Below are 18,214 nucleotides of genomic sequence, written 5' to 3'. Positions count from 1 at the left end.
CCATTTGTTAATTTGAAAGGACAGGCATATGCGAACGTTAGTAATTGGATTTGCACGCTCTGGTGCAGCGGCAGCAAAATTATTGTTAGATGATGGACAAGATGTCATTGTTTCAGATCCTAAGTTGGATTTTTCAGATCCTAAAGTACGTGACCTGGAGGCGCAAGGTGTGACATTTACCCAAGCGCAAGATGAACAGTTACTAGATGGTGTCAATCAAATCATTAAAAACCCAGGTATTCCTTATACCATTCCAATTCTACAAGCGGCAAAAGCACGGCATATTCCCATTAAAGTGGAAGTCGCATTAGCGCAACCCTATATCAAGGGGGATTGGATCGCAGTGACAGGGTCGAACGGTAAAACAACTGCCACTGAAATGATTGCAGCTGTTTTACGTACGCAAACGACAGCTGACCATGATGTACGGGTGGCTGGAAATATTGGAACACCGGTCAGCGAAATTGCTAAGACGGTGCGCCCCACCGACACCTTGATTACGGAATTGTCATCATTTCAGTTAATGGGCGTTCCTGATCTTAAGCCAAAGATTGCGGTGATTACCAATATTTATGCGTCGCATTTGGATTATCATGGTTCACGCGAAGCTTATGTTGCCGCAAAAATGAATATCACAAAGAACCAAACTGCATCAGATTATTTAGTGATGAATTTTGATAAAGCCGAGTGGCGTGAGTTGAGTCAACAAAGCGCAGCGCAGGTTATCCCATTTTCAAGACAAGGCAACAGTACGGCTGGAGCCTACTTTGCTGATGGTTGGTTGTATTTTAAAGATGAAGCAATTATGCCATCAGATGAGCTTGGTGTCGCCGGTGACCATAATATTGAAAATGCCTTGATTGCAATAGCGGTCGGAAAATTACAAGGGGTTCCCGTTGATGCAATGCGTACGGCCCTCAGCGAATTTACAGGCGTTAAGCATCGGCTTCAAAAAGTTGGTACGTATTTGGACCGGCTTGTCTACAATGATTCAAAAGCCACTGACATTGAGGCCACGGAAAGTGCCTTATCTGGCTTTAAGCAACCAGTCGTCTTGCTAGCTGGTGGGTTAGATCGCGGTGATGATGAAATGCGCTTATTGCCAGCACTCAAAGCCCATGTTTCACAGATGATTGTATTTGGTGAGACGGCAGACAAGTTGATGTCGGTTGCCAAAGCAGCCAATATCCCAGTTGTAAAGACAAAAGATGTACAAACAGCGGTGCCACTTGCCTTTGAAATGAGCGCGCCAGGTGATGTCGTGTTACTATCACCTGCTGCAGCCTCATGGGATCAATATCCAAATTTTGAGACGCGTGGTGACCTATTTATTCAAGCAGTGCAAGACTATGCTGCGAAAACACAAAGTGAGGTAAAATAATGCGTATTGTTGTATCTGGTGGTGGAACGGGCGGACATATTTATCCAGCCTTGGCGACAGTTAATCGTTTAAAGGAACGTGAACCAAAAACCGAAGTGCTTTATATCGGTGGTGAACGCGGGCTTGAAAAAGACATCGTGCCTAAAGCAGGTATCGATTTTAAGGCGGTTGACGTGCAAGGGTTTGATCGTGCGATTACCTTTAATAATTTTAAGACAGTCTACCTTTTCTTAACGGCAACAAAAGATGCTCGTAAGATGTTGAAAGACTTTAAGCCGGATGTAGTCGTTGGAACCGGTGGGTATGTTTCTGGACCCGTTCTATATGCTGCACAATTGTTGAAAATTCCAACGGTGATTCATGAACAAAATTCGGTTGTTGGTGTGACAAACAAATTCTTGGCGCGTAAGGCTAAGAAGGTCGGCGTGGCCTTTCCGGATGCAATTGAAGCTTTTAAGCCTGGTCAAGCAGAATTAGTAGGAAACCCCCGGGCCCAAGAAGTTGTTCAAAATAAGGGTGAGTTTGATTGGTCAACTTTGGGTCTTAAACCTCAAACACCAACTGTCCTTGTTTTTGGTGGCTCACAAGGTGCACCAAAGCTAAATGCGGCTATGGTTTCAGCAATGCCAGCTTTCAATACGTCTGATTATCAAGTGATTTTTGCCACAGGTAAGAAGCGCTTTGATGATGTGCAAACGGCGTTGACCGAACAAGGTGTTGCACCAGCAGCTAATGTTGCGGTTGTGCCATACATTAGCAACATGCCAGAGTTGATGCCAAAGGTCGATTTGGTGGTTGGACGTGCCGGTGCGACAAGTATCGCGGAACAAACAGCTTTGGGAAAGCCAATGGTCCTAATTCCAAGTCCATATGTGACGAATGATCATCAAACTAAAAATGCACAGAGCCTCGTTGATGCTCAGGCTGCTGATATGGTAACGGAAGATGTCCTTAGTGGCACAACGCTATACCAAGCTATTGATCAAATTATGACGAACAATACGCTCCGAACAGATATGGCTAAGCATTCAAAGAAGCTTGGGGTGCCTGATGCCGCAGATGAATTCATCAATTTAATTGAAAAAGTCATTCAATAACGTGAAACGATAGAAAGGGTAGCACAGATGACAACCGATGATCCGAAAAAGCCATCGACGGCTGATATTCAAAAACATTTAAACCAGTTAACGGATGGTGTAACTGGATCATCAAGTCAATCTGATGGGCCAGCTACGCCACCCAAGCATAAAGCGAAAACACAATCGCCCAAAACAAAGAAACATAAAGTGGCTAAGCAACCTTCTGTCTGGCAGAATATGCGTCAATCAATGCACAGGCAGCAAAATAAAATTCGACAAGAGGGGTTGGGTAATGTCATTAACGACGACCTCCCTGAGGAGATTCCAGACGATATTGCAATGGATACTGCCACACTTAAAACGCCAAAGCGCTTTGATCGTTTAACGCGAAATCAATGGCAAGGGCTTGGCGTTATGATATTATTCATATTCTTAGCGCTTGTGATTGGCTGGTTAGTCTCGCCCGCAGCCCAAGTTCAGCGGTATCAAGTGGTCGGCAATGATGATTTAACGGCTAACCAGGTTTTACAGGCAGCGCAATTACGAAAACGACAATCAACCTTTTTAACTGCTAACGAAAGTAGCTATTTTCAAACAAATGCGAAAAAAGCAAATCCGCAAATTAAGTCGCTAACCTTAACCATCAAAAATCCAACCACCATTCAAGTCCAAGTCAAAGAACATCCTAAAGTGGGGTATCTGCGAACGGAATTGGGATACCAGACGTTGTTGGATAACGGTGATGTGATTGGGGAAGGCGCCAAAACACGTCCAAGCGATCAGTATGCGATTTATGAGAAGTTTCCAAACAATCAAAAGGAACTAAAAAAAGTCAGCCATCAAGTGGGAAAGCTCAACGGGCCAATTCGTCGTTCAATCTCAGATGTGGTTTGGTCGCCAACTAAACTTAATCCAGAGCGCTTGATGCTCTTTATGAATGACGGGAACGAAGTACTTATTAATGCGAGTGATGTTTCAGAAAAATTGAAGTATTATCCATCAATTGCAGCGCAATTTAAAGCTAATCAAAAAGGCGCTGACAAGAAAAAAACAATTATTGATTTACAAGTAGGTGCATACGGGTATCAACAGGACTTTTAACTTTTAAACGAAATTAAACGAATTTAGTTTGAAAAGTAGAAGAAAGACCCTAAGTATGGTATTCTTTTAAGGAAATGTTTATATATCTTAATGACTTTTAATTTCAGTCAAAGGAGGGGACATATGGCCAATCATGGATTAATTGTTGGTTTGGATATTGGAACCAATACGGTTAAAGCCTTGGCTGCTGATGTGCGCAATCAACAAGCGAATATCAATGCAGTTGGGCGTTCTGTTTCACATGGCGTAAAAAAAGGCGTTGTTGTGGATATTGATGCGACCGCAACTGATATTCGGCAAGCAATGGCACAAATTAATGAGCAAGCTGGACAACCGATTACAGAAGTTGTTGCAGCATTGCCAGCTGAAAATATTCAAATTAGTCGACTAAGTGGACAAATAACGGTTCAAGACTCACAACATATCTCATATCAAGATGTTGAGGCTGTCGTGCATGAAATCATTAAGGGCCAAGTGGCAGCTGATCGTGAAGTTATCGATTTGGTACCACTTGACTTTGTTGTTGATGATTTTGATGGCATCCAAGATCCAAATGATATGGTTGGTATGCGGTTAGCCATGAATGCAATTGCTTATACGGCCCCAAAGCATATTTTGGGTAACTTGAAAATGGCAATTGCTAAAGCCGGATTAAACCTCCGTGACTGTGTCTTAACACCTTTAGCAACAAGCAAGACGGTTTTATCTGAGGCAGAACAAGAATTTGGTAGTATTCTGCTAGACATGGGGGCTGGTCAAACGACGGCTGCTGTTGTGCAAGGCAACCAAATTAAGTTTATTTCGTCATTTCCAGCCGGTGGTGATAACATTACGCGTGATATTAGTAATGTGTTATCAATAGGTGGATATGAAGCCGAAATGCTCAAGCTTGATTCTGGGGTGGCATTAACACGCTTAGCAGATGAACAAGAGAAATTGGTTATTCAGCGTGTGGGACAAACGGAACCGGAAGAAATTACGCAAAAGTATCTCGCGGAAGTCATTGAGGCGCGCGTTGATCAAATTTTGGGTAAGTTAGGTGAAAAGTTGAACATGGTGAATGCCCAACAACTGCCAGGTGGGGTGACCCTCATTGGCGGTACGGCTGCGCTCAGTGGTATGCCTGATGCTGTTGAAGCAAGCTTAGGCGTTAAAACGAAAAGTTTTGCGCCCAATGATATCGGGCTTCATCATCCTGGCTTTGCCAATGCGTGGGCGGTCATTCAGTCTGCAGCTCAACAACTTCCCATTCAATTGGTTGTTAAGCAAGCTTTGTATGGTTTAACCATCCAAAGTCTGGGACAGGCAGCAGTTGATTCTTCAACCGCAAGTCTGACTGGCGCAAGAACAGCTCCGGTTGCACAACCGCAAGCTCCTGTTCAAAAGCGCCCACAACTAGTACGTCCAGTTGATGATCGTTCAGATGTGGAAGTTGAATTAAGTCATGAAGATGATGTCGTAGATAAACGTGATTCAGATAAGAAATCATCACGAATTGGTGAATTCTTTCGTGAATTCTTTGAATAGATACTAGCAATACAAGGAGCTCAATATGGATTTCCAAATGGATACAAATCAAGAATACGGTGCAACAATTAAGGTTATTGGTGTCGGTGGTGGTGGAGGAAATGCCGTCAACCGCATGGTAAATGAAGGTGTTGAAGGAGTTGACTTTATTGTCGCTAACACTGATGCCCAAGCCCTCGAACGTTCTTCTGCTGAAGTAAAGATTCAGATCGGATCAAAGGCAACTCGTGGATTAGGTGCTGGAGCACGGCCTGAAGTTGGGGAAGCTGCTGCAAAAGAAAGCGAACAAGAAATTTCTGAAGCCCTTGCTGGTGCTGACATGGTCTTTGTCACTGCTGGTATGGGTGGTGGAACTGGAACCGGGGCGGCTCCCGTTGTCGCTAAAATCGCCCGAGATTCAGGGGCTTTGACAATTGGTGTTGTTACGCGTCCATTTTCATTTGAAGGACCTCGTCGTGGTAAGTCTGCGGCTGAAGGTCTTGCAAACTTGAAAGAAAACGTTGATACATTGATTGTGATCTCAAACAACAACTTACTTCAAATTGTTGATAAGAAAGCGCCAATTATGGATGCCTTTAAGATGGTTGATGACGTTTTGTTGCAAGGGGTTTCTGGTATTTCAGACTTGATTACTAAGCCTGGAATCATCAACTTGGACTTTGCTGACGTGAAGACAGCCATGGCCAACCAAGGAACTGCTTTGATGGGAATCGGAACAGCTTCTGGTGAGAACCGTGCGGCTGAAGCCACACGCAAGGCGATTGCATCACCATTGCTTGAAGCTAAGATTGAAGGCGCATCAAATGTGTTGCTTTCAATCAAGGGTGGTGCTGATATGTCATTGTTTGAAGCGCAAGAAGCTTCAGAAACAATCGCTCAAGCCGCTGGTACCGATGTTGATATTATCTTTGGAACTACCATTGATGAAGACATGGATGGTGAAATTATCGTGACTGTGATTGCAACAGGTATTGATAAGACGCAAACACCACGTCCTGAAATTAATGTTGGTGGTACTAATGCAACAAGTCCATTTGATGCACAAAGTGAGCCAGTACAACCTGCTGCTGCACCCGCTCAACCTTCACAACCACAACAACCAGCAGATCCGTTTGCAAATTGGAATATGGCTAATAACAATCAAAGTGCTCAACCGGCTACGCAAGAACCACAACAAGCAGCCCAACCGGCCGAACCACAATCAAGCCAACAACCAGTTGCAAATGAGGATGAAATTGATCGTCCAGCATTTTTTAGCTGGAACAAACGCGACGAAAAGTAGGTGATACTGAATGGCATTTAATAAATTCAAAGATTTTTTTGGTGTTGATGATTATTATGAAGATGAGGTTGGGGATGAGTATGTTGATGATGCTCAACAACCTGAAGACAACACAGATAGTAAAGTAAAAACAAACCCACGTGCCAACGTTTTGAAGTTAGATGGTAAGCGAAACAGTGCGGCAAAAATTGCGTTGTATGAACCTCGTACATATGCTGATGCACAAACGATTGCTACCCAAATTTTACAAGGTGAAGCAGTAATCGTTAACTTTAGTTCAATTGATGAACGCAACCAATTGCGTGTGTTGGACTACATTGCTGGCGCAACATTTGCAGTTGATGGTGATGTGGAACGGGTTGGGGATCAAATTTTTGTGGCAACACCACATAATTTTGAAATCTCAGGTACGATTTCACAAAATGTTGGACAACAATTCGGTAATTAAGCAAGGAGTCAGATATGAGCACAGTCCTTATGATTTTAGCGTATTTGCTACAAGGACTAGAGTGGATTATTGTCATCTGGGCCTTGATGAGCTGGTTTCCGGCGTTACGTGATAGTAAGTTTGGGATTTTTATTGCCAAGATTGCTGATTTAGTGGTTGGGCCAATTCAACGAATTGTACCGCCACTGGGAATGATTGATTTTAGTGCGATTATTGCCTTGATTTTATTACAAGCCGCGCAATACGGAATCATGTCGCTTGCGCAAAGTATGTAGGGTGAGGCTTGCAAATGAATTCAGATCTTTCACAGCATTTTCGCAGTGAGGAACAACCCTTTGTTCAACAAGTTCAAGATTGGTTAATGCAATGTCGTCAGGAATATCGCATGGTGTTAACACCATTTTTAAATCCGCGCGAACGGTTTATCGTGACGACACTTACTAACCGCATTGACGATGTTCAATTTATGGCCAACGGTATTTTTGAAAATGCTGAAATGCAACGTGGTTTATTTTTACCATGTTACATTTCAGCTGATAAAGTGACGCTGGCCGACTTTGATTTACAACTTTTGCAGATTAATTATCCGCATAAATTTTTAGAAATGCAGCATCGTACGATTCTTGGCAGCCTAATGCATAATGGCATTGAACGTAAATCGGTCGGTGACATCGTAACGGATGGTGCTGGGCAGTGGCAGTTGGTGGCAACTCATGTCGTTGCCAAGTATGTACAAACACATATTGAACGATTTGGTAAAGTACCTGTTCAATTTGAACCAATCGCACCTGACTTGGCCATTCGAGCAACCCTCAATTGGGAGTTAGATGACATTCTAACGAGCTCCCTACGATTAGATACGGTCATTGCTAATGCTTTTCAGTTAACGCGAAGTCAAGCGAAGGCATTAGTTGAAAATGGGCTGGTTAAGTTAAATTGGGCCGTTCAAAAACGAGCTGAATTTGAAGTAGCTGCGGGGGATTTAATTTCTACGCGTGGTTATGGTCGATTACAGGTTTTAAGCGATAACGGGTTAACCCGTAAGGATAAGCATAAGTTGTCCGTTGCAAAATTGAAAAATAGATAGGAGTTTTAATGATGGCAGTTACACCACAAGAGATTCATTCAAAACAATTTACCACACGTTCAAACAAGTGGTATGATAAGGCTGAAGTTACAGACTTTTTGGATCAAATTGCTGTAGATTACGATAATTTGATGCAAGAAAACCAAGCTTTGCGTACAAAATTAGTCGAAGCTGATTCAAATGCTTCTCAAGTTGAAGAAATGAAGCAATCAGTTAACTCATCAATTTTGATTGCACAAGAAGCGGCTGATCGTTTGAAGAAGCAAACTGAAGCAGAAGCTGAAGCAACATTGCAACAAGCTGAAACTGAAGCGCAAAAGATTGTGATGGAAGCAAATGCAAAAGCAAATAACTTGCTTTCAGAAAGCCAAAGCAAGAATGATGATTTGGTTGCACATCACGATGCCATGGAGCGTGAAATGGCTGCCTTCAAGGAGCGCATCACCGGTTTGTTGAGCGCCCAAATGGATTTGATGAACACAGAAGGTTGGGAAGAATTCCAAAAGGAAGTTGCTGCGCAACCAGCTGAAGCAGAGGACGCTGCACCAGCTGTTGTTGAAGAAGGTGCTAGCGCAACGCCTGTTGATGATCCAGATGCTTCAGTTTCAGATAGTGCGCAAACTGAAACATTTGTGGTGATGCCTGATTTACAATAGTTAAAAAATAACTTGAAAGATAGTTGTTTTTTAGGTATTATTCTTATTAAAGTTATCTAACCAAACGGTATTTTGTATGCTAAACAGCGATCTAGAGCATGGTGTGAGTCTAGAATAGTTCCGCAAAATATTTATCAGTAGGTAAAGTAAACAGATGAATAAACGTTGAGACGATTATTATAATCGTGAAAACGGGTGGTACCACGTTACTAGTAACGTCCCGGACTGAAGTCATTCAGTCTGGGACGTTTTTTATTTGAAAGGAGTTCAAGCATGAAGATCAAAGAGACGTTGAATCTTGGTAAGACGAAGTTCCCAATGCGTGGGAATTTGCCTCAAAAAGAAGCTGAACGTGAAAACGATTGGTTTGAAAATAAAGTGTATGAAAAGCGTCAACAATTAAATGAGGGGAAGCCATCATTTATGTTGCATGATGGACCTCCATATGCAAATGGAAATATCCACATTGGACACGCGATGAATAAAATTTCTAAGGATATTATCGTCCGTTATAAGTCGATGAGTGGTTATTATGCACCATTTGTTCCTGGTTGGGATACACATGGCCTACCAATTGAACAACAATTAACGAAGGCCGGTAAAGACCGTAAAGCAGCTGGTCCTGTTAAATGGCGTAAGATGGCGGCTGAATTTGCTGATAAGCAAGTGAAGACACAAATGGCTGATTTTAAGCGTTTGGGTATTTCTGCTGATTGGGATCACCCATACTTAACTAAGCAACCACAATATGAAGCTGAACAATTGCGTGTCTTTGGTAAGATGGCCAAGCGTGGCTTGATTTATCGTGGTAAGAAGCCAGTCTTTTGGTCATGGTCTTCTGAATCAGCCATGGCAATGGCTGAAATTGAATATCATGATGTGACATCAACGTCTGTTTCATTCGCAGAACGCGTTAAAGACGGTAAGGGTATTCTTGATAACGATACGTATTTCATTGTTTGGACAACGACACCTTGGACAATCCCCGCATCTGAAGCCATTGCGGTTAACCCATCATTTAAGTATGATGTGGTCCAACCAGCTGGTTCAGACCGTAAGTTCGTCGTGGCCGATGCCTTGCTTGGCTCAGCTGCCCAATCTTATGGTTGGGGTGACGATTATGAAGTTGTGAAGACGGTTCAAGGAAGTGATCTTGATCGCATGATGGCACAACACCCTTACATGGATCGTGACATTTTGGTTATCAATGGTGATCACGTGACAGCTGATGCTGGAACTGGACTTGTTCACACAGCTCCTGGATTTGGTGAAGATGACTTTGCCATCGGTCAAAAGTATGATTTGCCAATTATCATGAACGTTGATGATCGTGGTTACATGACTGAAGAGGCTGGACCTGATTTTGAAGGTGTTTTCTATGATGATGCCAATGCCATTTCATTGAAGAAACTTGAAGAAAACAATGCCTTGATTAAGGCAGAAGACATTACCCACAGCTACCCATTTGATTGGCGTACGAAAAAGCCAGTTATTTTCCGTGCTGTGCCACAATGGTTTGCTTCAATCGAACCTATTCGTCAAGAAATTTTGGATAGTTTGGATGATGTTAATTTCCAACCAGAATGGGGTCACAAGCGTCTTGCAAACATGATTCGTGACCGTGGTGATTGGGTGATTTCACGTCAACGTGTTTGGGGTGTTCCATTGCCAATCTTCTATGCTGAAGATGGAACAGCCATTTTGGAGCAACCAATCATTGATCACGTAGCTGATTTAGTTGCGCAAAACGGAACTGACATCTGGTTTGAACGTGATGCTAAGGATCTTTTGCCCGAAGGGTACACAAATGAGCACTCACCAAACGGTGAATTCACGAAGGAAACTGACATCATGGATGTTTGGTTTGACTCTGGTTCATCACACACTGCGGTAATGGCGCAACGTCCGGAACTTTCATTCCCTGAAGACTTGGTTTTGGAAGGTTCTGACCAATATCGTGGTTGGTTTAATTCATCATTGATTACATCAGTGGCGATTCATGATCGCGCACCATACCGTCGCGTTATCTCACAAGGATTTGCGTTAGATGGTAACGGTGATAAGATGTCTAAGTCAATCGGAAACACGGTGTCACCAAATGACATCACCAAGAAGATGGGAGCTGAAATTATTCGTTTATGGGTCACTTCAGTTGATACATCTGGTGATGTGCGTGTCTCAGAAGATATCTTGAGTAAGACTTCAGAAGTTTACCGTAAGATTCGTAATACAATGCGTTATTTGCTTTCAAACACATCAGATTACAATCCAATGGAAAATGCAGTCCCTTACCGTGATTTGACGCCGGTTGATCAATACTTCTTCGCGCACTTTAATGAATTAGTTCGTGATATGCGTCGTGCCTATGATGAATATGATTTCCAACAAGTGTACAAGTTGTTAATTAACTTCATTAATGTTGATTTGTCAGCGTTCTATTTGGACTTTGCTAAGGACATCTTGTATGTTGAAGCACCAAATGGGCATGCTCGTCGTTCATTGCAAACGGTTTTGTACCGCATTTTGGTTGATTTGGACAAGTTGATCTTGCCAATTTTGCCACACACAGCGGAAGAAATCTTTGATTACTTGCCACATGAAGCTGGAGATTACGCCTTCTTGACGGAAATGCCAGCTGTGGAAGAGTTAGGTGATGTGACACCATTAATCAAGCGCTGGACAGCATTCATGTCACTTCGTGATGCCGTAAATAAGGCGCTCGAAGTTGCACGTGATGAAAAGTTGATTGGTAAGCCTTCTGAGGCTGCCGTAACACTTTACCTTACTGACGATCAACAAATGTTGGTTGACAGTTTGGGACAAGATATTCGTGTCATTTTGATGGTTTCACAATTGACATTAGCAAATGTTGTTGATGCCGATGACGCACCAGAATACGATGATTATCGCATTAAGGTAGAACATGCTGCCGGTGAAGTTTCACCGCGTGATCGGATGTACCATCTTGATCTTGGTGCTGATCCAACATTCCCAATGTTGTCAGCCCATGAAGCAGAAATTGTCCGTGCCAATTATCCTGAAGCTGTTGTTGAAGGATTGGAAGACTAATCATAAAGAACGTTTAACTTCGGTTAGACGTTTTTTATTTTCTAAAAAAAGGCTGAGGTTTTGCTTCAGAACGCTTATAATGGGGATATTAGAAAAAATTCAGGAGTGGAGTGAACAGATGACAAAATTATATTTTATCCGACATGGCAAAACCGAATGGAACCAAGAAGGCCGATTCCAGGGGGCAAATGGTGACTCACCACTCTTACCTGAATCATATGAACAAATTAAACAACTCGCCCATCACTTGGCACCGATTCCGTTTAAGCATGCGTTTAGCAGCCCCATTAAACGTGCTGTCGACACTGCTGAAGCGACGTTGAAGGAAATGCATCAAGATGTCCCATTGACCTTACTGCCTGGTTTAAAGGAGTTCGGCATGGGGGTCTGGGAAGGAATGCGCTTTGAAGATGTGAAGGCGCAATACCATGACATGCATGAAGCGTATCGACACCAACCAGATTTATTTGATGCCAAGCAAGTTCCTGGTGCTGAGAGCTTTGAGGCAGTTCAAGAACGTTTTGTAAAAGATGTTAAAGCAACCGTCCATGAATATGGTGGTCCTGATGTCAATTTGATTTATTTTAGCCATGGCATGGCATTAACTGCTGGAATGGGCGCGCTCTTACAAGTGCCATTAGCTGATGTCCGCAAAGAAGGTGGCCTAAGTAATACTAGTACGTCGATTTTAGAAACTGATGATGGGGAGCATTATCGCGAATTGGTCCGTAATGATGTCAGTTATTTAGGTGGTACACAAGACGAAACAAATACCGTGTAAAACGAAAAGAGGTTGAAGAACATGCAAAACCAAACAAATCCACAAACGAACGCAGAGCAAACGGAAGATGACAAGCAACAAGCTGACATGCGACGCTTGGTTAAAGAAATTGAAGAACAACCCGATAATTGGCAAGCTTATGCTGATTTAGTCAATGTCTTGACCGCTACCGGAAATTTTGTGGAGGCCGAAGAATTGGGTCTCAAGAGTTTGTCGCTTTTTGAAGCGGACGCAGAAGCTAAAGCGTATTTGGCTTATAGTGTGGGAAATGTTTATTATGCAGCTGGTAGTTATGCGCAAGCGCAAAACTACTTTCAACTGGTTCAATTACCAGAATTAGCCCATGACGTGACGATGATGCAAGCACAAGATTGGTTTGCCCAAAAGAACTACAAACAAGCCTTAGCATTTGCCGTAACGGGGACAGAGCAAGATGCCCAGGATGTCGCTGCATTTGACTTGTTGGGGAATATTTGGTTGGCTTTAGATCAATTTGATGAGGCTAAAACTGCCTTCGAGCAAGCTTTGACGCTCGATGCCGATGATTTTGAGGCTAACTTCGGGCGTGGATTATTAGCACAAGTGGCCAATCCAGATGCACAAAACACATGGTTTACGCATGCTGAGGCTTTGGACGCTGCCACATTTAAACAAAAAACACAGCAATTAGATGATTTACATCAAGTCATTGTCAACAAGCAACAAGGAGAGCAAACCGCTGATGGTCAACCAACTGAATGATGGGGCAAATGAAAAACCGCAACTCGTTGGATCAGTTGAGAATATCGTTTTTGCCGCCCAGGATTCTTTTTATAAAGTATTAGCAGTCCGGATTGAATCGGCGAATTTTGATTACGACGAGGAAGAAATGACCGTAACGGGTAGTTTTGGTGATATTCAAATCGGTGGTGACTATACATTTACCGGGCGCATTACCACGCATGCACGCTACGGTGAACAGTTTTTAGCCGAAAACTATCAGCGCGAAGCCATTACTTCGGCAAAAGGAGTGATTGATTATTTATCAGGTGATCGTTTTCCAGGGGTAGGTAAAGCCAGTGCCACGAAGATTGTGGATACGCTTGGTGCCACCGCAATTGATCAGATTTTAGATGATGCAAGTGTGCTTACCCCAATTGGCTTGTCTGAAAAAGTGCAAGCAACTTTAGTGAAACGCCTCCAAGAAGCAGATGGTGTGGAGCGAACGATTATTGCCCTGAATAATTTTGGTTTTGGGTCAAACTTAGCCAATGAGATTTACGAAAAATACCAAGCCAAGACCTTGCAAGTCTTAAAAGAGAATCCGTATCAGTTAGTGGCCGATATTAATGGTGTTAGCTTTAAACGAGTCGATCAAATTGCAGCAGAACAAGGTATTCAACCAGATGACCAACGTCGGATTGAGGCGGCGGTTTTAACGACTATAAATCGTGCAACTTTTGACTCAGGAGATACCTATATTTTATTGGAACAGTTGTTACAAGAAGCACAACGGCTTCTTGAACAAGGCCAGAGCGAACCGGTACCGGTCAGTGACATCCAAACGGCATTACTCAAGCTAACCGAACAAGGTGATGTGATTGCGGAAGGTGATCATCTATATCTGCAGTCAGTCTATCAGGCAGAAAAAGATATTGCAGATAAATTGATTCGGTTAACCCGCATGAAGACAGCAAAGTTCGAGCGGGCCGCCGTGGTGAAAAAAGTGGCCAGCGTCGCCAAGCAAAATGATTTTGCATATGATGATAACCAAACGGATGCCATTATTTCGGCGTTAACCAGTCATCTCTTTATTCTCACAGGGGGACCAGGAACGGGAAAGACGACAATCTTAAATGGGATTGTCAAAACCTTTCGTTTATTGGCCCAAAGTGAGGGCATGACGGCAGACAAGATTTCTGACAGTATTTTACTGGCAGCTCCAACGGGTCGAGCGGCTAAGCGCTTATCAGAAGCCACACAAATGCCAGCATCAACCATTCATCGGTTGCTAGGAATTACAGGACGTGAAACAGCACGTGATTTAGATGTCGAGGAATTGGAAGGACAGTTGCTGATTATTGATGAAATGTCGATGGTGGACACGGAGTTGTTTGCGCTACTCTTGAAGGCAGTGCCAATGGGGATGCAAGTGATTTTGGTGGGCGATAAAGATCAATTACCTTCTGTCGGACCAGGGCGCGTCTTTTATGATATTTTGGCGAGTGGCCTTTTGAACTATCGCGAACTTGAAGTGATTTACCGTCAAGGCAAAGGATCAACCATTATCGAGCTTGCGCAAACAGTCAAACAAGGGCATTTACCAGATGATTTTACGGCCCAAAAAGCCGATCGCTCGTATTTTAATGCCAATGCCCAACAAGTACCAAAACTCATTGAAAAGGTAGCGAGTTCTTGGCGTGATAAAGGTTTTTCTGTTGCAGATATGCAGATTCTCTCGCCCATGTATAAAACGCCAGCAGGGGTTCATCACTTGAATATGATTGCCCAGAACATCTTTAATCCAGCGAGTCCAAAAAAACGCGAAATTGCCATGAATATGGGCGATAATGCTTATGTCTTGCGAGTTGGTGATAAAGTGATGCAAACAACCAATGATCCCGAAAATAACGTTTTTAACGGGGATATTGGATACATCCAAACAATTCTGTTGGCCAAAGATAAGGCGAATACTGAAAAGAAAGATCTGGTCAGTGTATCATTTGATACCGGGGATGTGGATTATGCACGCCAAGACTTAAATCAATTGACGTTAGCCTATGCCACAACGATTCACAAGGCCCAAGGATCAGAGTACAAGCTTGTGATTATGCCAATGGTGCGACCATTTTCACGAATGCTCCAGCGGAATTTGTTGTACACCGGGATTACACGTGCGAGCGAATCGCTTGTCTTGCTAGGTGAACAATCAGCATTTGCTCAAGCGGCGCAAACCGAAGGCATTATGCGACATACAACACTTCAAGAGCGTTTAGCGCAATTGAGTCACGGTGAGGGACCAAAGCAGGCTGACGTGACTCAAAAAAGGAGTGAGCCACAGTCGCAAAAAACAGTTGAAACGGTCACCGTCACGAAAGACCCTGAACCGGATAAAATGACTCCTGTGACACCCACAACACCTAAAACAACCATTTTAACGGCAAAATTAATTGCAAATCAGGAAATTGATCCAAACATTGGGATGGATGGCTTGACACCAGCTGATTTTAAGCGTTAAAATTAATCTACAATTGTGACAATTTGGCACTCTATGCATTTTATTGTAAAAGCGATAAAGCTAACAGAGTAATAAATTGAATAAATAGCTAAATGAAAAGGGGTTTTTGATATGTCAGGACACAGTAAATGGCACAATATTCAAGGACGTAAGAACGCCCAAGATGCCAAGCGTGGTAAGATTTTCCAAAAGTTATCACGTGACTTGTATACAGTTGCTAAAGAAGGTGGTGCTGATCCAGATTCAAACGCCGCTTTACGTTTGGTAATGGATAAAGCTAAGGCTGCCAACATGCCTAAGGAAAATATTCAACGTGCGTTGGATAAGGCTTCTGGTGCTGATGGTGCCAACTACCAAGAATTGCGTTATGAAGGATACGGACCAGCTGGAGTTGGGGTTGTTGTTGATGCCTTGACTGATAACACTAACCGTACTGCTTCATCTGTTCGTGCTAGTTTCAAGCACTTCGGTGGAGAACTTGGTACATCAGGTTCAGTGGCCTTCCAATTTGACCGTAAGGGTTACTTGGAAATCGAACGTACAGAAGATACTGATATCGATGAAGACCAATTGTTTGAAGATATCATCGATGCTGGTGCTGATGATTTGAAGACTTTCGATGACCAATTCGAAATCTATACAGATCCAAAGGTCTTCAAGGATGTTCGCGCTGCTTTGGAAGAGAAGGGTTACGACTTTGAAACTGCTGAAGTAACCATGATTGCCCAAAACCCAGTTGCAGTTCCAGAAGACAAGCAAGAAACATTGGCTAATTTGGTTGACGAATTAGAAGATAACGATGATGTTTCAGCTGTTTATACAACTGCTGAATAAGCTTTAAAAAGATGTGATTCATAAGAATCACATCTTTTTTTATTGACCTTTCTAAAAAAAAGCACTATTCTATAAATATAGTTTATTAAATAGTTTGATAAGTCGTTAACGTGTTTTGCCACAGACTCATCCGTGAAAAAGGTACCAGAGACGACATGAGATTTTTCTTGTGTCGTTTTTTATTTTCCGCGAATTATGTCGTGACAAGGGTGTCAATGACTGTCAACCGTAGGAGAAGGGGTATTATGTTAGAACGTTTTTTTAAGTTGTCGGAGAATCACACCAATGTGAAAACTGAGGTGATTGCCGGGCTAACGACATTCGTCGCAATGGCCTACATTATCTTTTTGAACCCAGCTGTTCTATCTTTGACTGGGATGCCAAGCCAAGGTGTGTTCTTAGCGACCATTTTGACATCGGTTACTGGAACGCTAATCATTGGTTTGTTCGCTAATTTACCATATGCGATTGCCCCGTCAATTGGGATGCAAGCCATGTTCACCTACACGATCGTATTTGGTCTTGGTTTTACATGGAAGCAAGCCCTCGGGATGGTGTTTTTAGTTGGGCTAGTCGATGTAATCATTACCTTAACCAAGGTGCGTTCAGCAATTGTTAAGGCTATTCCAGATCAGATCAAACACGCGATTGCTGCTGGAATTGGACTGTTCATTGCCTACATTGGTTTAAAGAATGCAGGATTCTTGAACTTTATTATCGATCCTTCTAACATTACGTCAATCAATAATAAGCCATACACACCTGGTATGGCGGTAAAGTCAATCAATAGCATGTTGGCAAATGGTGGGGTAACGCCAGAAATTACAACATTTAACTCTGCACCAGTTTTGTTGGCTTTGATTGGATTTATTATCTTGGTGGTTATGGTGGTCTTAAATGTTCCAGGAGCGTTCTTGATTTCCGTGATCATTACAACATTGATTGGAATTCCAATGGGTGTAACGAATACGCACGTTGATGCCCTAGGCTCATTTGGGACGACATTCAAAGACTTTGGCGACATTTTCGGTCAAGCGCTGGGTAAGGATGGGCTGTGGTCAATGTTTACCACACCGAAGAATATTTTAGTGGTTGTGCTAACTGTCTTCACGATGGGCTTGTCAGGTTTGTTTGACGCCATTGGGACCTTTATTGGAACAGAAATTTCTTCTGGAATCTTCACGAAGGAAGATCAAAAGGAATTCTACGATGGCAAGGGCTTCAAGTCTAAAATGGACCGTGGTTTGGTTGCGGATACTTTTGCAACGATGTTTGCCGGTATTTTTGGTACCTCAAATACGACAACCTTTATTGAATCAACCGCCGGTATTAAGGCCGGTGGACGGACTGGGTTGACTTCAGTGGTTGTGGCAATCGGATTCTTGTTCTCAATCGTGGCGGCACCACTAGTTGGTGTCATCCCAGGTCAGGCAACAGCGCCAATTTTGATTATTGTGGGAATCTCAATGATGAATGAGTTTACACAAATTGATTGGGATGATTTGGAAGTTGCCATTCCAGCCTTCTTTACGGCCGCATTCATGGCCTTCTCTTACTCAATTTCTTATGGAATTGCTGCCGGATTTATCTTCTATGTGTTGATTAAGTCAATCAAGGGGAAGTTCAAGCAAATTAGTCCAATTTTGTGGATTATTACGATTTTGTTCGTGTTGAATTTCGTTTCCATCGCATTAAATTAATTTAAACAAAAAAGTGCCTTAGGGCACTTTTTTTTTGAAAAAAATTCGTGAT

The 18,214-nt window shown here is 42.8% G+C and carries 15 protein-coding genes; all 15 read left to right on the top strand.

The features are described 5' to 3' along the window. The first annotated feature begins 28 nt into the window (after window positions 1-28). On the top strand, window positions 29-1,381 hold the full coding sequence (murD, locus tag D3P96_RS04980) for a UDP-N-acetylmuramoyl-L-alanine--D-glutamate ligase (protein ID WP_124943277.1): 1,353 nt from the start codon (window positions 29-31) through the stop codon (window positions 1,379-1,381). Further along, on the top strand, window positions 1,381-2,478 hold the full coding sequence (gene murG / locus D3P96_RS04975) for an undecaprenyldiphospho-muramoylpentapeptide beta-N-acetylglucosaminyltransferase (RefSeq protein ID WP_124943276.1): 1,098 nt from the start codon (window positions 1,381-1,383) through the stop codon (window positions 2,476-2,478). The genes murD and murG overlap by 1 nt, the downstream gene beginning before the upstream one ends. Window positions 2,479-2,505: 27 nt before the next feature. Beyond that, a complete protein-coding gene (locus D3P96_RS04970; RefSeq protein WP_124943275.1) occupies window positions 2,506-3,561 on the top strand; it encodes a cell division protein FtsQ/DivIB in 1,056 nt (351 codons plus the stop codon). 123 nt (window positions 3,562-3,684) lie between these two features. Next, window positions 3,685-5,088, top strand: a complete 1,404-nt coding sequence (ftsA, locus tag D3P96_RS04965) for a cell division protein FtsA (protein WP_124943274.1) — start codon at window positions 3,685-3,687, stop codon at window positions 5,086-5,088. Between the two features lie 25 nt (window positions 5,089-5,113). Next, window positions 5,114-6,370: a cell division protein FtsZ gene (ftsZ, locus tag D3P96_RS04960; protein WP_124943273.1), complete on the top strand. Its 1,257-nt coding sequence runs from the start codon at window positions 5,114-5,116 to the stop codon at window positions 6,368-6,370. 10 nt (window positions 6,371-6,380) lie between these two features. Next, on the top strand, window positions 6,381-6,818 hold the full coding sequence (locus D3P96_RS04955) for a cell division protein SepF (RefSeq protein WP_124943272.1): 438 nt from the start codon (window positions 6,381-6,383) through the stop codon (window positions 6,816-6,818). Between the two features lie 14 nt (window positions 6,819-6,832). Further along, window positions 6,833-7,093, top strand: coding sequence for a YggT family protein (locus D3P96_RS04950; protein ID WP_124943271.1), 261 nt, complete (start codon window positions 6,833-6,835; stop codon window positions 7,091-7,093). 14 nt (window positions 7,094-7,107) lie between these two features. After that, window positions 7,108-7,905 carry an RNA-binding protein gene (locus tag D3P96_RS04945; RefSeq protein WP_124943270.1) on the top strand — a complete coding sequence of 266 codons (798 nt, stop codon included), beginning with the start codon at window positions 7,108-7,110 and terminating at the stop codon, window positions 7,903-7,905. Between the two features lie 11 nt (window positions 7,906-7,916). Then, window positions 7,917-8,561, top strand: a complete 645-nt coding sequence (locus D3P96_RS04940; RefSeq protein ID WP_124943269.1) for a DivIVA domain-containing protein — start codon at window positions 7,917-7,919, stop codon at window positions 8,559-8,561. Window positions 8,562-8,834: 273 nt separating this feature from the next. Beyond that, entirely contained in the window at window positions 8,835-11,630 is a 2,796-nt protein-coding gene (gene ileS / locus D3P96_RS04935) for an isoleucine--tRNA ligase (protein WP_124943268.1), read from the top strand. A 118-nt stretch (window positions 11,631-11,748) separates the two neighbouring features. Next, window positions 11,749-12,411: a histidine phosphatase family protein gene (locus tag D3P96_RS04930; protein WP_124943267.1), complete on the top strand. Its 663-nt coding sequence runs from the start codon at window positions 11,749-11,751 to the stop codon at window positions 12,409-12,411. Between the two features lie 21 nt (window positions 12,412-12,432). Beyond that, on the top strand, window positions 12,433-13,152 hold the full coding sequence (locus tag D3P96_RS04925; protein ID WP_124943266.1) for a tetratricopeptide repeat protein: 720 nt from the start codon (window positions 12,433-12,435) through the stop codon (window positions 13,150-13,152). Then, window positions 13,133-15,628 (top strand): SF1B family DNA helicase RecD2, encoded by a 2,496-nt coding sequence (gene recD2, locus D3P96_RS04920; protein WP_124943265.1) that lies wholly within the window; start codon window positions 13,133-13,135, stop codon window positions 15,626-15,628. The genes D3P96_RS04925 and recD2 overlap by 20 nt, the downstream gene beginning before the upstream one ends. A 111-nt stretch (window positions 15,629-15,739) precedes the next feature. Next, the gene (locus D3P96_RS04915; RefSeq protein WP_124943264.1) at window positions 15,740-16,462 is read left to right on the top strand and encodes a YebC/PmpR family DNA-binding transcriptional regulator; all 723 of its coding nucleotides are present in this window, start codon (window positions 15,740-15,742) and stop codon (window positions 16,460-16,462) included. Between the two features lie 245 nt (window positions 16,463-16,707). Further along, entirely contained in the window at window positions 16,708-18,162 is a 1,455-nt protein-coding gene (locus tag D3P96_RS04910; protein ID WP_124943263.1) for an NCS2 family permease, read from the top strand. Window positions 18,163-18,214: the final 52 nt, after the last annotated feature.

The organism is Weissella viridescens, from assembly GCF_003862435.1.
Lineage (GTDB): Bacteria > Bacillota > Bacilli > Lactobacillales > Lactobacillaceae > Weissella > Weissella viridescens_A.
Note: the sequence above shows the minus strand (reverse complement) of the source record. Positions and strands in the feature narration are given on the sequence as shown.